We start from the raw sequence: 14570 nt of genomic DNA, 5'->3' as shown, positions 1-14570 counted from the left end.
CGCGGCCCGGGCCGCGGTGCGGCGGACGGCCGGCGGGGTGCGGTGCAGCAGGTCCAGCGGAGGGACGCGGGGTCCGGCCAGGGCGACCCAGACCGGCCCGTCGGGGCCCTCGCGCCAGAGGTTGTCCGGCATGCCGGGCAGGTCGGCGAAGGGTTCGGCGTGTCCGGCGCGGGGGCCGGTGAGCGCGCAGCGGGTGAGGCGGCGGGAGCCGCTCTCGGCGATCACCAGGAAGGAGCCGTCGGCACTGGGGGCGAGTCCGTTGGCGAACTGGAGCCCGTCCAGCACGACGTCGGGTTCCCCGCCCTCGGGGGCGAGCCGCAGCAGGCGTCCGGTGCCGGTGTGCTCGACGATGTCGGCGATCCACTCGCCGAGGGGGTAGCGGCGGCTGGAGACGGTGAAGTACACGGTGCCGTCGGCCAGGGCGACGGCGTTGCTGCAGAAGCGGAGCGGCTCCCCCGCCACCGTGTCCACGAGGACGCGGACGGTGCCGTCCTGCGTGCCCACCCGCAGCAGGCCGCGTTCCGCGTCGCACACCAGCAGGTCCCCGTCCGGCAGGAGTTCCAGCCCGAGCGGCCGGCCGCCGGTGTCGGCCAGCACCTCCGTGCGGGCCGTGTGCGGGTCGCCGAGGTGGTGGACGCGGAGGACGCGGCCGTCCGCCACTCCGGTCAGCACACGCCCGTGCGGATCGGCGACGACGTCCTCGGGGCCGCGGGCGCCCAGGGCGACGTAGTGGAGCGGCACGAGTGCCGTGGCTCGGTCCATGTGCGGTCCCTCCTCCGTCGGGGACCCTCCGCCCCCTGCCCGCCGCCTTCGCGGCCGTCTCCGTCACCAGCCTTTTTCGAACATCCGGGCCACCTCGGCGATGCGGATCTCGTCGCGCCGGTAGTAGGTGCGGCAGCGGATCCGGCGGGTGCGCAACAGGCCGAGGCGGGTGAGGAAGTCCAAATGGGCGAGGGCGGTCCGGCGGGGGACGCCCAGCTTGGCGGCGACGGCCCGCGCGGTGACGCCGGTGTCGGCGGGAGCGCGGCGGCGTCCGGCGGGGAAGTGGGCCGACGGGTCCTTGAGCCACTCCAGGATGGTGTGCCGCATTCCGCCCGAGGGAGTACCCATCATCCGTTCGCCCTCCCGTTCCCGGCCTCCTTGTACGCAGTGTTCCCACTGTGGCCCGGGCGACGCCGTCACGTCCGGGACTCGGCGGCCGTTGTCCGGTATCGAACTGCAGTACGACCGAGGGGGGTTCCCACCGCCCCGCGTACACGGCGGGGACCGGCCGCGGGGTGCGGCCGGTCCCCGTCAGGCACGGCTCAGCGGTGGCTGAACCACGTCATCGAGGAGAGCGCCTTGTCGTCGTAGCCGAACAGGGCCTGGTTCTCCCATCCGTTGCCGGAACCGGCGTCCGTCGGGTCCCAGCCGTTGCCGGTGACGGCGGTCCAGGTCGCCTCCCAGTAGAAGACGCCGAGACCGCGTCCGCCCGGGACGGCCTCCACGATGCTCGTCACGTCGTTCATCCACTTGGTCTGGCCGGCCGCGGTCGCCGGGTAACCGGGGACCAGCTCGCCGGTGGTGTCGATCTGGTTGGTGAGCGCGTCGTCGCTGTCGAGGCGGAAGGGGTAGGCCGTCTCGGCGAGGAACACCGGCTTGCCGTAGCGGGAGGCCGCGTCGTCCAGGGTGGTCTGGAAGTCGGACAGCGGGCCGTGCCAGTAGCCGTAGTACGACAGGCCGATCGCGTCGAACTTCACGCCGTTGGCGACCGCGCTGTCGAACCACCACCGGGTGCCGGCCTTGTCCCCGCCCTTGGCCAGGTGCAGCGCGACGACGGTGGACGAGTTGACCGCCTTGACGGCGTCATAGCCCGAGTTGATCAACCCTGCGAGCCGGCTCCAGTTGTCCGTGGATCCCTCGGACCACAGCATGCCGCCATTGATCTCATTGCCCACCTGGACCATGTCCGCGGTGGTCCCTTGAGCCTTCAAGGCGTTCAACACGTCGTACGTGTGGTGGTACACGTCCGTCTTCAGTTGACTGTACGTGTGGCCCGCCCACGCGGCCGGCTTGGTCTGCTGGCCCGGGTCGGCCCAGCTGTCCGAGTAGTGGAAGTCGACCAGGAGCTTCATGCCCTGCGCCTTGACGCGCTTGGCCGTCGCCAGGACGTGCGCCTTGTCGTTGAAGCCGTCGGCCGGGTTCACCCAGACCTTCAGGCGCGCGTAGTTCATGCCGTACGACCTGAGGATGGACAGGGCGTCACCGGCGGTGCCCGAACTCGTCCGGTAGACGCCGCCCTTGGCCTCGCTCTTGGCGAGGGAGGAGATGTCGGCACCATGGATGGATGTACCGGTGGTGCCGGACGTGAAGGTCAGATCGTCAACGTTGATCCAGTTACCGGCGTTCGCGTCACTGTTGACGCTGATGGTGCACTGGTTGTTGGTCACCTTGATCGGCGTGACGATACGGATCCACCCGCTGGAGGAGATCGGGAGATCCGTGCGCTGCTCCGTACCGCCGCAGTTCTTGAGCGCCATGTACGCGGCCTTCTGCCCGCCGCTGGAGCGGACCCACGCCGTCAATGTGTAGTTCCCGTTGGCCAGTCCGGACAGGTACTGGTACGTCTCCACCTTGTAGGCGGAGGACGCGTAGTGGCTGAGGCGGTGGCTGCCGCCGTGGCCGCCGGACTCGGTGTACGAGGCGCCGGTGTCGCCGTACTCGGACCAGCCGGCGGGGGTGGCCGTGCCCGTGCCGTCGGACTCGAAGCCGCCGTTGACGAGGGTGCTCGCGGCCTGTGCGGACTGGGCGGGCAGGGCGGTGAGGGCGAGGCCGGCCGCGAGCGGCAGCAGCAGGGCCCTGATGGTGCGTCCGGGATGGAACTTCATCGTCCGTCGTCCCTTCGACGTAACTGGGGAGGGGTGTCCTCCGGTGGGGCCGGAGGAGAACCCCTCCGCCCGCGGCTCTCGTGGCACACACGGGCGGAGGGGAGCCGGCTCAGCCGTCGAGTCGTACGACCCGGACGGCCCCCGCCGGGACCGCGAGGCGGCCCGCGGCGCGTTCGCCCGTCAGCAGCTCGGTGCCGGGCGTGTCCAGCGGCACCTTGGTGTCGCCGGCGGTGTGGTTGATGACGAAGAGGTAGGTGCCGGACTCGCCGCGGCGGCGCACGACCTCGACATCGCGCGGCAGGCCGGCGCGCGGGGCGAGGCCGGCGTCGTCGGCCGCCCAGCCGATGAGCGCGTCCAGGCCCTGGGCGTCGAGGCGGGTGGAGACGTACCAGGCGGTGCCCCGGCCGTGCCGGTGCCGGGTGACGGCCGGGCGGCCCGCGGTGAGCCCGTCGGCGTAGGTCCACACGGTCTCGGCGCCGCGCGGGACCACGAACTCCGTCCACACGTCGCCCGTCAGCTCGGAGCCGTCCGGGCCGGTCAGCCGCACCCGCTCGTCCTCCAGCAGCGGCGAGAACTCCTCCACGGTCAGCCCGAGGACATCGCGCAGCACACCCGGGTAGGCGCCCTCGTGGACGGCGTCGTGCTGGTCCACGATGCCGGAGAAGTACGACACCACGAGCGTGCCGCCCCGCTCGACGTACTCCCGGACGTTGTTCCCTGCGGCCTCCGTCATCAGGTACAGGGCCGGCACGACGACCAGCGGATACCGTGACAGGTCGGCTTCCGGGTGGGCGAAGTCGACCGTGAGGTGGCGGTCGTAGAGGGCCTCGTAGAAGGAGTCGGCGCGCTCGCGCGGGTCGTGGTCCTCGCTGGGGCGCCAGGAGAGGTTCTGCGCCCACCAGGACTGCCAGTCCCACAGCATGGCCGCGTCGGCCTCGGTGCGGGTGCCGCGGATCTCGCTCAACGCGTCCACGCAGGCGCCGAGTTCGACCACCTCGCGCCAGACGCGGGTGTCGGTGCCGCCGTGCGGCAGCATCGCCGAGTGGAACTTCTCGGCGCCGCGCCGGGACTGGCGCCACTGGAAGAACATGGCGCCCTCGGAGCCGCGCGCCACGTGGGCGAGGGAGTTGCGGGCCATCTGGCCGGGAGCCTTGGCGGGGTTGCGGGGCTGCCAGTTGACGCCCGAGGTGGAGTGCTCCAGCAGCAGCCAGGGGGCGCCGCCGGCGACCGAGCGGGTGAGGTCGGCGGCCATGGCGAGATTGACGTGGGTGCGGCGGCCGTCGGTGATCAGGTAGTGGTCGTTGGTGACGAGGTCGACCTCGCGGCCCCAGGCCCAGTAGTCCATGGAGTCGCACTGGCTGAGGGCGGTCATGAAGTTCGTGGTGACCGGCACCCCGGGTGAGAGGCGGTGCAGGATGTCCCGCTCGGCGCGGAAGTTCTCCCGGATGGTGGCGTCGGCGAACCGCCTGTAGTCCAGGGCCTGCCCCGGGTTGCCGACGGTCGGGGTGGCCCGGGGCGGGTTGATCTGTCCGAAGTCGGTGTAGCGCTGGCCCCAGAAGGCGGTGCCCCAGGCCTCGTTGACGGCGTCCACGGTGCCGTAGGTGTCCGCGAGCCAGCGGCGGAAGTGTGCCGCGCAGGAGGCGCAGTAGCAGGCCGAGACGGGGACGCCGTACTCGTTGTGGACGTGCCACAGCGCGAGCGCCGGGTGGTCGCCGTAGCGCTCGGCGAGCCGGGTGGTGATGTTCGCGGCGGCGGCGCGGTAGTCGGCGTTGCTGTGGCAGATCGCGCCGCGGGAGCCGAACTCGTAGCGCACTCCCTCGGCGGTGACCGGCAGCGCCTCGGGGTGGGCCCGGTAGAACCAGACGGGCGGTACCACGGTGGGCGTGCCGAGGTCGACACGGATGCCGCCTGCGTGCAGCAGGCCGAGGACCCGGTCGAGCCAGCCGAAGTCGTACTCCCCCGGCGCCGGCTCCAGCAGGGCCCAGGAGAAGATCCCGACGCTCACCATCGTGACGCCGGCCTCCCGCATCAGGCGGACGTCCTCCTGCCAGACGGCTTCCGGCCACTGCTCGGGGTTGTAGTCCCCGCCGAAGGCGAGCCTGGTGAGGCCCCTGGGGCTGGTGTCCGGCATGGCTGTCTCCCCGGAAATCGATCATTTGGGAACGTGCACACACATCAGAAGCGGTGCGAGCCCAACATAACCGCACAGCAACAACCATTGACAAGTGTCCGGGATGTTTCTCTACTGTGAACGCTCACAGAAGCATGGCAGGGGCTCCCGAGGGGTGAGCGCCCGGGTCATGTGAACGTGCACATCTGCATGGCAGGTCCCCGCAGCGGGCGGGGACCCAGGTCAGGGGAGAAACCATGCCGCACACGAAGCGCCGTCGCCTCGTGACAACCGCCGTCGCCGTGTCCCTCGGCGCCACCGCCCTCGCCGCCTGCGGCTCCGAGGACGACAGCAAGGCCGACTCGGGTCCCGTCTCGCTGACGTACTGGACCTGGACACCCGGCATGGACAAGGTCGTGGACCTGTGGAACAAGGGGCCGGGGAAAAAGGACGGGATCACCGTCACGGTGAAGAAGCAGGCGTCCGGCGACACGCTGGTCACCAAGATCCTCACCGCGCACAAGGCGAAGAAGGCCCCCGACCTGGTGCAGGCCGAGTACCAGGCGCTGCCGACGCTGGTCAGCAATGACGCGCTGGCCGACATCTCCGGGGAAGTCGGCGACATCGAGGGCAAGTTCGCCGAGGGCGTCTGGCAGCAGACCATGCTCGGCACGGACGCCGTCTACGCGGTGCCGCAGGACATCGGCCCGATGATGTTCTACTACCGCGAGGACCTGTTCGAGAAGTACGGCCTGAAGGTCCCCACCACCTGGGAGCAGTTCGCCGAGACCGCCCGCCGGCTGAAGGAGAAGGCGCCGGACAAGGACCTGACCACCTTCTCCGCCAACGACTCCGGTCTCTTCGCGGGCCTCGCCCAGCAGGCCGGCGCCAAGTGGTGGACCACCTCCGGCGACCGGTGGAAGGTCGGCATCGACGACGCGGCCACCCGGAAGGTCGCCGGCTTCTGGGGCGGTCTGGTCAAGGAGGGGGTCATCGACGACCAGCCGATGTACACCCCGTCCTGGAACAAGGCGTTGAACACGGGCAAGCAGATCGCCTGGGTGAGCGCCGTGTGGGCGCCGGGCACGCTGACCACGGCGGCGCCGGACACCAAGGGCAAGTGGGCCATGGCCCCGCTCCCCCAGTGGTCGCTCGACCAGGACGTCACCGGCAGCTGGGGCGGCTCCTCGACGGCGGTCACCACCGACTCCGCGCACCAGGAGGCCGCCGCTGAGTTCGCGGCCTGGCTGAACACCGACCACGACGCCCTGAACGCGCTGGCGAAGGAGGGCGGCATCTACCCGGCCTCCACCTCCGCCCAGCTCAGCGGCGCCTTCTCCCACCCGCCGGCGTTCTTCGCCAACCAGCCGGACTTCTACAGCAAGGCCGCCGACATCGCGAAGACCACCGCACCGTCCGCGTGGGGCCCGAACGTGAACGTCGCCTACACGTCCTTCAAGGACGCCTTCGGCGCCGCCGCCAAGAACAAGTCGGACTTCACCGCCGCCCTGAGGACGATGCAGGACGACACGGTCGCCGACCTGAAGAAGCAGGGCTTCGAGGTTTCCCGGTGAGCAGTTCCACGAGCCGGAGGTCGTACGGGGTCAAGGGGGCCCCGTACGGCTTCCTCCTCCCCGCCACGGTCCTGTTCGCCCTCTTCTTCGCGCTGCCCATCGGCTACGCGGTCTGGCTCAGCTTCCGCAAGGTGCGCGTCTCCGGCCTGGGCCTGGGCTCCGGCGCCCGGAAGGAGGTCTGGGCCGGTTTCGGGAACTACACCGAGGCCCTCCAGGACAGCGAACTGCTGCACGGCGCGCTGCGCGTGCTCGGCTACGGCTGCATCGTCGTCCCGGTGATGCTGGGCCTCGCCCTGCTGTTCGCGCTGATGCTGGACTCCGAGAAGGTGCGGCTCGCCCCGTTCACCCGGCTCGCGATCTTCCTGCCGTACGCCGTCCCCGGTGTGGTGGCCGCGCTGCTGTGGGGCTTCCTGTACCTGCCGGACGTCAGTCCGTTCTCCTTCGCGCTCGACAAGCTGGGCCTGCCGCAGCCGGACCTGCTGGACGGCGGTCCGCTCTATCTCGCCCTGGCGAACATCGCGGTCTGGGGCGGCACCGGCTTCAACATGATCGTCATCTACACCTCGCTCAGGTCCATCCCGGCCGAGGTGTACGAGGCGGCGAAGCTGGACGGCGCCACCCCGCTGCAGATCGCGCTGCGGATCAAGATCCCCATGGTGGCGCCCTCGCTGGTGCTGACCTTCTTCTTCTCGATCATCGCGACGCTCCAGGTGTTCAACGAGCCGACCACCCTGAAGCCGCTCACCAACTCGGTCGACACGGCCTGGAGCCCGCTGATGAAGGTGTACCAGGACGCCTTCGGCCGCAACGACATCTACGCGGCGGCGGCCGAGGCGACGCTGATCGCCCTGGTCACGCTGCTGCTGTCGTTCGGCTTCCTGCGGGCCGCGAACCGCCGCAACAAGCGGGACGTCAGTCAAGGAGGGGTGCGATGAGCACGCTCACCGTCCGCAAGGCCGCGCCGGCCGCCGGCACCACCCCGGGCACGGCCCAGGGGCCGCCGCTGCGCCGCCGGATCGCGCTGGTCCCTACGGCCACCCTGCTGCTCGGCGCGGTCTACACGCTGATGCCGGTGGCCTGGGTGGTGATCGCGTCGACGAAGTCCGGGCGCGAGCTGTTCTCCACGTTCACCTTCCTGCCCGGCACCGGCTTCGCCGACAACCTCAAGGACCTCGACGCCTACCGCGACGGCGTCTACTGGACGTGGATGGGCAACTCCGCCCTGTACGCGGGGCTCGGCGCCCTGCTGTCCACCGCCGTCTCGGCGTTCAGCGGCTACGCCCTGGCGACCTACCGCTTCCGGGGCCGCGAGACGATGTTCAACGTGCTGCTCGCGGGCGTCCTGATGCCGCCGGTGATCCTAGCGATCCCGCAGTACCTGCTGCTGGCGAAGGCCGGCCTCACGGACTCCTACCTGTCCGTGCTGCTGCCGCAGATCCTCTCCCCGTACGGCGTCTACCTGGCGCGGATCTACGCGTCCGCCGCCGTGCCGGCCGACGTGGTGGAGGCCGGGCGGATGGACGGGGCGGGCGAGTGGCGGATCTTCACCCGGATCGCGCTGCCGATGATGATCCCCGGGATGGTCACGGTGTTCCTGTTCCAGTTCGTCGCGATCTGGAACAACTTCCTGCTGCCGTACATCATGCTCAGCGACGACGAGAAGTTCCCGCTGACGCTGGGTCTGTACACGCTGCTGGAGCAGGGCTCGAACACGCCCGCGCTGTACACCCTGGTGATCACGGGCGCGTTCCTCGCGGTGCTCCCGCTGATCGCCCTGTTCCTGGTCATCCAGCGGTTCTGGAGCCTGGATCTGCTGTCCGGGGCCGTAAAGTCATGACCATGAGCCATACGGGGGGCCGGCGCAAACCGCCGACGATCCACGACGTGGCGCGCGAGGCAGGCGTCTCGCGCGGCACCGTCTCACGCGTGCTCAACGGCGGGCACTACGTCAGCCCCGCCGCGCAGGAGGCGGTCAACGCCGCCATCCGCAAGACCGGGTACGTCGTGAACCGGCACGCCCGTTCGCTGATCACGGGCCGCTCCGACTCGGTGGGCTTCCTGCTGACCGAGCCGCAGGAGCGGTTCTTCGAGGACCCCAACTTCAACGTCCTGCTGCGCGGCTGCACCCAGGCGCTGGCCGCGCACGACATCCCGCTGCTGCTGATGCTGGCGGGGACCGAGGACGAACGGCGGCGCATCACGCGGTACATCACCGCCGGGCATGTCGACGGGGTGCTGCTGGTCTCCAGCCACTCCGGCGATCCGGTCGCCGAGGAGCTGCGGGAGGCGGGGGTGCCGCTGGTCGCCTGCGGCAAGCCGATCGGCCTCGGCTCCAAGGTGAGTTACGTGGCCGCCGACGACCGGGACGGCGCCCGGGACATGGTCCGGCATCTGCTGTCGCTGGGCCGGCGCCGGATCGGCGTGGTCACCGGCCCGCTGGACACCCCGGGCGGTGTGGAGCGGCTCGCCGGGTACCGCGAGGTGCTCGCCGAGGCGGGCATCGCGGCCGACGAACGGCTCGTCGTCTCCGGCGACTACAGCCGGGCCAGCGGTGAGGCGGGCGCGGAGCGGCTGCTGGCGCAGGCGCCGGACATGGACGCGGTGTTCGTCGCCTCCGACCTGATGGCGCAGGGCGTGCTGGCGGCCCTGCACCGGGCCGGTAGGCGGGTGCCGGAGGACATCGCCGTCGGCGGTTTCGACGACTCCCCGGCGGCCACCGCCGCCGCCCCGGCGCTCACCACGATCCGGCAGCCGTGGGACCGGATCAGCAACGAGATGGTCCGGGTGCTGCTCGCCCAGATAGGCGGTGAGGACCCGGCGGCGGTGATCCTGCCGACGGAGCTGGTCAGACGCGATTCGACGTGACGCGGACGCGATTCGACGTGACGTCGGACGCCCCTGCACGAGGAAGCCGTGACCGTGCCCGCCGGGTGCGGCGCACGACGCGGCCCCCGTCGCCAGGGGGTCGGGCCGCCGATACGCTCGCCGAAGTGACCGAGGCGGCTCAGGGTGTCCTGGTGCGGGGCGGGGCGTCTAGTGGAGGGCGCCGGTGATGCGGGGGGCGGGACGCGGGACGCGCACTCCTCGGCGGCGTCCCCTGCCCGTCCTCGCCGGTGGGCCGGCGGCGTCCCGGTTCCGTCCGGGACGGGTGGTCCTCTCGGCGGCGTGGGCAGGGGCGTGGACCCGGACCGCGGCTTTCCCGTTGCGGAGGGCTACGACGGCTCGGGCGCGGCCGTGGCCGGTGCCTGCGGCACGCACGGCTCGGCCGGCGACGTCAGCAGTTCCCTGAACCCGGTGGACTCCGTCTCCTGGGAGGGCCTCCGGCAGGCCACGAGCCGACTATCCATGCCGTCGGCCGGCCGCCGCTCGTCCGTTCGCTGCCGCGGACCGCGGGGGCCAGGGCACACAGGACGAGCGGCAGCGCGAGCGAGCGGACACGGACGTTCCGAACCGCCGGCCGGCCGGGGTCCACTGCCGGACAGTGGCTTCCTGACGGCGGTCTCGGGCGCACGTGGCGCGCAGGTACGAGGACGGCTGGTCAGTCGGCGTCTCCGGGGCGGCGCGGCTGCTCGCCCGGTCGCACCAGCCCCGTCTCGTAGGCGAGCACCACCGCCTGGGCGCGGTCGCGCAGGCCGAGCTTGGCGAAGACGCGGGCCACGTGGGACAAGACCGTGGCCTCGCTGAGGATCAGCTCGGGGGCCAGTTCGGCGTTGGACAGCCCGCGGCCCGTCATCGTCAGCACCTCGCGCTCGCGGGGTGTGAGGGCGGCCAGACCGTCGGGCACGGGGCGCGGAGGTGCGGTCTGCCCCGGCCTCGTACATACCGCTCCACCAGGCGCCGGGTGGTCTGCGGTGCCAACAGGGCGTCGCCGGTGCCGACGAGCCGTACGGCCGCCGCCAGGTGCTCCGGTGGACGTCCTTGCGCAGGAAGCCGCTGGCCCCGGTCGACAGGGCCGCGTACACGTACCGGTCCAGGTCGAACGTGGTGAGCACGAGCACCCGGCAGTCGGGGGCCGTGGCCAGGATGTGCCGGGTGGCCTCCAGGCCGTCCGACCGGTCAGGATCGGAGAAGCCGTCGCAGGCTCCCGCGCCCTAGCGTGAAGAGCACCGACGGAGCCCCGTCGGGTCCCGCCCCCTCCAAGGAGTGAGCACCATGGCCGCCGGCCTGCAGACGATCATCTACCCGGTGAAGGACCTGGAGCGCGCGAAGGCTCTGTTCGGCACGCTGCTGGGCGTCGAGCCGTACGCCGACGAGCCCTACTACGTCGGTTTCAAGGCCGCCGGCCAGGACGTCGGCCTCGACCCGAACGGGCACGCCAAGGGCATGACGGGGCCGGTGCCGTACTGGCATGTGACGGACCTGCGGGAGCGGCTGGCGGCGCTGCTGGCGGCGGGCGCCGAGCTGCTCCAGGACGCGCAGGACGTCGGCGGCGGCCGGCTGATCGCCTTCGTGAAGGACCCCGACGGCAACCTCGTGGGACTGCTCCAGGACCCGGCGGCCTGAGCCCCGGGACGACCGCCTGCATCAGCCACTAGTTGCACAGTCAAGGATCGTGGAAACGGTGCTACCGTGCGGTTATGGCAGTCACGACGGCCGACACCCGGCTCGAAGAACGCTGGCGGGAGATCCTCGCCGTGCACGCGCGCACGATGTGCGAGATCGACCGCGCCCTGCATCCGCACGGACTGGGCGCCAGCGACTTCGAGGTGCTGGACATCCTGGCGGCGGAGTCTCCCGAGCAGGGTGACCAGTGCCGGGTGCAGAACCTGGTCGGCCGGGTCCACCTCAGCCAGAGCGCGCTGTCCCGGCTGATCGGCCGGCTGGAGAAGGACGGCCTGGTGGAGCGCTCGGTGTGCGCGGAGGACCGGCGCGGGGTGTGGGTCGCCCTCACCCCCAAGGGCCGCGCGCTGCACGCCGAGGTGCTGCCGGTGCAGCGGGCGGTCCTGCGGCGGGTGCTGGCGGGGCAGGAGGGCTAGCGCCTCCGTCCCGGAGCCCCGGGTCTTGCCGGGGCGGCGGTTGGATCTTGCCGGGCGCGGCGGCCGATCGGTGCGGGCCGCCGACGAGGCGGGCCGGCCGGTGGCGTCGCCGGCGGTCACCGTGCTCCGCCCGGCCACCGATCCGGCGCAGGCCGCCATGGCCCGCTCACGCCGGCGCAGCACGCCGGACCATCGAGTGGGCGGTGCCGGGCACCGGCGACGGAACAGGGGCGCTGCCGATGGTCTGCGGTTCGCCGGTCCGGACGAGGCCATGGGATCGGCCGCCACGCTCAGACGTCTCCTGAACCTGACGTGACGTACGTGAGGTGCGGCTGGCCGAATGGGCGCGCTGGGTGATGCACCGCCTCGCCGTGCGAGGCGGTGCAGGCTGCCGACCTGGCGTCGGTCGACTTCAGCCGAGGAGGGTTTCGCCGATGCCGGAGCCGGGTGCGACGCCGTAGTCGTCGGGGCCGAAGTCGCTGACGTTCTTCGTGCTCGCTCCGCTGCTGCTGCCCCGCAGCTGCCAGACGCCGCCGCTGCCATGGTTGCGGTAGGGGTTCTCACCGGGGGCGGTGACAGCGAGGTCTGCCTTGCCGTCTCGGTTGAAGTCGGCGAGGCGGACCTGGGAGCCGAAGACGTCCTGGCTCTCGGCGCTGCCCGGGACGCCGGGGGTGTCCTGCGAGTACCGTGCCGCGCCGGTGGTGGTGAGCCCGCCGGCGCTTCCTCTCAGTACCAGCACGTCGCCGGCCCTGACGGCTCGGCCGAGGGTCTCGTAGGGGATGCCGATGGCGAGGTCTGCGCGGTGGTCGCCGTTGATGTCGGCGATGGACATCGCCGCGCCGAACTCATCCTCCTTCTCGTTGGCGCCGGGGACGCCGGCGGTGTTCTGGTGGTAAACGCGGCCCGTGGGGGCGAGGCCGCCGTCGATGGCGGGGTTGCCGTAGCGGACGGTGATGTAGCCGGAGCCGTGGCTGGGATCGGCCAGTCCGTTGGGATTGAGGCGGGGGTCGGACAGCGCGATGGCGAGATCGTCGCGGCCGTCGCCGTTGAGGTCTCCGGCCGCGACACGGTCTCCGCCGGCGAGCTGAGCATGGACGGTGAAGGAACCGGCATCCGTGGTGCCGGGGTCCTGACCGTAGACGAACGTGGTCTTCTGCTGGACGACGGCCAGTTCGTCCTTGCCCTCGCCGGTGAAGTCGCCGGCGGCCAGGTGCCAGCTGCCGGTGGCACCCGGGCCGGTCACCTCGTCGCCGGTGGGGGCCTTGGTGCGGGTGAACGTGCCGGAGTACAGCCGCAGGGAGGTCTGCCCGCTGACGGCGATGTCCGGGCCGGAGTCGCCGGTGAAGTCGCCTACGGCGATGTCGGCGCCGAACATGCGGCCCGGATACGACGGTCCCGAGGGCAGCGCGAGGGCGCTGCGGAACGGTGAGGTGCCGCCCCACAGCACGGTCACCGAGCCGTTCCCCGACGCATCTCCTTCGCTGCCGACCAGCAGGTCGGCATACCCGTCGCGGTTCACGTCGCCGCTGGCGATGCTGCTGCCGAAGAAGTCCTGGTACCCGGCGGCGCCGGGAACGCCGGCGGAGTTCTGCGTGAGGTGGACGTGCTTGCCGGTCAGACCGCGAGCGGAACCGAAGGTGACGAGAACAGCACCGGCGCCCTCCTTCCCGCCGACCGTCTTTCCGGGCATGCCGACGGCCAGGTCCCGGTATCCGTCGCCGTTGAAGTCGTCGGCCGGCTTCGACCCCGCGGCGACGGCCTGGTCGGCCGAGACGGCCACCAGGCTGCCGGCCAGACAAGCCGCCAGGGCCGCTGCCACGGCAAGACGGACTGAGTGACGCACGACAAACCCCCTCTTTCCCCACAGACGCCGACAGCGCCCGCGGACCACAACGATGGCCCACACCCCGCCTCCAGCGAGCTACCCGCTCGATCACGCAGTGCGTAACGAAGAACAGACTCCCCGCGAACACCGATGGTTGCAGGGCAGCCGCCACGAACATCTCGCCCCGGCACTTGCCGAGGGCGCTGAGGCGCCGATCACGCGCTACGGCCGACGGGATCGAGGGTCATGCACCGCCTGAGCGCCCACATCGCACAGGACACAGCACGGCCGCCCCGAATGGCCCGCGACGCCATCACACCGTCACCGGCCCACCCCGCACCGCCGTCGTCGGCGCCCGCTTCTCCCCCGATCCCGCGCCGTGGTGCGCGCCATGCCCAGCCGCCCCACCCGACGCCCGACCCGCCCGGTGCGCGACATGGAGGCTGTGAGCCAGGCCGGCATCCGGGGGCAGCCGCGAAGTTCTGGCTGGATCCCGATGGGGAGAAGTGCGTAGAGCCGCGTTCCGGCGGCACCGGACGGGTATGACGACCGGCGCACTTCACTCGCCACTCCCCCACAGGAGAACAGTGTTGAAGCGACCCCAGCGGCTGGCATCCCTGAACCGGCGCCGTGCTGCTCGCCGCCGCAAGCGTCACTGGCCTGAGCCTGGCTTGCGCCGTACCGGCCAGCGCCACGCCCGACATGTGTGCCGCCTACCTGAAGAGCCACGGATACGGGATGGACCAGTACCGGTGGAAAGCCTGCTACACCGGCGCCAAGGCGGAAGGCCCGCCTGAGTGCCAGCGTTTGCTAAGCAAACTGGAATCCCGTCAAGCCGGGTGAGCTTCCCGGGGTTCTCAGCTCGGGGGCTGACGCGCGGCGCAGGAGCCCCGGGGAGGCGGGCGCAGCCCTCCAAAGACGCCGTGGGCGTCGTCCATTGAGCTGTGGACCGACGATGCGCCCAGGCAGCCCCATGAGCAACCGAGCATCCGGTGCTCGTCACCGTGCCTGCCGCAAAGCAGCGTACAAGGGCGCCTACCGATACCGCTGTTGGGAAGACTGTCGTGCAACCAGGGGGAAGGACATGCTCAAGGAACAAGCCGACCACTTCTTCGGTCCCGGTGACGGCCTCGGTACCTGCTGCCTGGTGGCCCTCGCCGCCGTCTTCGCCATCGGCGCAGCCGTTGCAGTGGCCGTCTACCGACTGACCCACTGATG

General features: G+C 71.3%; 12 protein-coding genes and 1 pseudogene. 7 read left to right on the top strand and 6 right to left on the bottom strand.

All coding sequences use genetic code 11. The features are described from left to right. The 4 genes from CCN44_RS28635 to CCN44_RS28620 form a co-directional block, all read right to left on the bottom strand. The coding region (locus CCN44_RS28635; RefSeq protein ID WP_086700714.1) for an SMP-30/gluconolactonase/LRE family protein at positions 1–762 on the bottom strand (762 nt) is incomplete at its 3' end. A gap of 63 nt (positions 763–825) precedes the next feature. Beyond that, complete coding sequence (locus CCN44_RS28630; RefSeq protein ID WP_059247531.1) at positions 826–1113, bottom strand: helix-turn-helix domain-containing protein; 288 nt, start codon at positions 1111–1113, stop codon at positions 826–828. 191 nt (positions 1114–1304) lie between these two features. Then, the gene (locus CCN44_RS28625; RefSeq protein WP_086700710.1) at positions 1305–2867 is read right to left on the bottom strand and encodes a glycosyl hydrolase 53 family protein; all 1563 of its coding nucleotides are present in this window, start codon (positions 2865–2867) and stop codon (positions 1305–1307) included. 109 nt (positions 2868–2976) lie between these two features. Then, complete coding sequence (locus CCN44_RS28620) at positions 2977–4998, bottom strand: beta-galactosidase (protein WP_059247533.1); 2022 nt, start codon at positions 4996–4998, stop codon at positions 2977–2979. A 236-nt stretch (positions 4999–5234) separates the two neighbouring features. Between CCN44_RS28620 and CCN44_RS28615 the strand changes: the two genes are divergently transcribed. From CCN44_RS28615 to CCN44_RS28600, 4 genes are read left to right on the top strand one after another with little or no spacing between them, the layout of a single operon-like run. Then, complete coding sequence (locus CCN44_RS28615; protein WP_086700707.1) at positions 5235–6551, top strand: ABC transporter substrate-binding protein; 1317 nt, start codon at positions 5235–5237, stop codon at positions 6549–6551. Further along, positions 6548–7486: a carbohydrate ABC transporter permease gene (locus tag CCN44_RS28610; RefSeq protein ID WP_059247535.1), complete on the top strand. Its 939-nt coding sequence runs from the start codon at positions 6548–6550 to the stop codon at positions 7484–7486. Before CCN44_RS28615 ends, CCN44_RS28610 begins: the two co-directional genes overlap by 4 nt. Then, complete coding sequence (locus CCN44_RS28605; RefSeq protein ID WP_086700704.1) at positions 7483–8388, top strand: carbohydrate ABC transporter permease; 906 nt, start codon at positions 7483–7485, stop codon at positions 8386–8388. Before CCN44_RS28610 ends, CCN44_RS28605 begins: the two co-directional genes overlap by 4 nt. Next, on the top strand, positions 8385–9416 hold the full coding sequence (locus tag CCN44_RS28600) for a LacI family DNA-binding transcriptional regulator (protein ID WP_086700701.1): 1032 nt from the start codon (positions 8385–8387) through the stop codon (positions 9414–9416). The genes CCN44_RS28605 and CCN44_RS28600 overlap by 4 nt, the downstream gene beginning before the upstream one ends. Before the next feature lie 673 nt (positions 9417–10089). Here the strand turns inward: CCN44_RS28600 and CCN44_RS28595 are convergent. Continuing rightward, positions 10090–10600, bottom strand: a pseudogene (locus CCN44_RS28595) (LuxR C-terminal-related transcriptional regulator); the annotation flags it as partial. A 103-nt stretch (positions 10601–10703) separates the two neighbouring features. Between CCN44_RS28595 and CCN44_RS28590 the strand changes: the two are divergent. Together CCN44_RS28590 and CCN44_RS28585 are read left to right on the top strand one after the other, a co-directional pair. Further along, positions 10704–11054, top strand: a complete 351-nt coding sequence (locus tag CCN44_RS28590) for a VOC family protein (protein WP_059247538.1) — start codon at positions 10704–10706, stop codon at positions 11052–11054. A 74-nt stretch (positions 11055–11128) separates the two neighbouring features. Continuing rightward, positions 11129–11527, top strand: coding sequence for a MarR family winged helix-turn-helix transcriptional regulator (locus CCN44_RS28585; protein WP_059247539.1), 399 nt, complete (start codon positions 11129–11131; stop codon positions 11525–11527). A 412-nt stretch (positions 11528–11939) separates the two neighbouring features. Here CCN44_RS28585 and CCN44_RS47490 read toward each other — a convergent pair whose 3' ends face one another. Continuing rightward, positions 11940–13346, bottom strand: coding sequence for an FG-GAP-like repeat-containing protein (locus CCN44_RS47490; protein ID WP_276329132.1), 1407 nt, complete (start codon positions 13344–13346; stop codon positions 11940–11942). Positions 13347–14436: 1090 nt separating this feature from the next. Here CCN44_RS47490 and CCN44_RS47485 point away from each other — a divergent pair. Beyond that, entirely contained in the window at positions 14437–14568 is a 132-nt protein-coding gene (locus CCN44_RS47485) for a hypothetical protein (protein WP_272935132.1), read from the top strand. Positions 14569–14570 lie beyond the last annotated feature (2 nt).

It is taken from the genome of Streptomyces tricolor (genome assembly GCF_002155905.1).
Lineage (GTDB): Bacteria > Actinomycetota > Actinomycetes > Streptomycetales > Streptomycetaceae > Streptomyces > Streptomyces tricolor.
The sequence above is the reverse complement of the archived record's forward strand: the minus strand, read 5'-3'. Positions and strand labels throughout refer to the sequence as shown.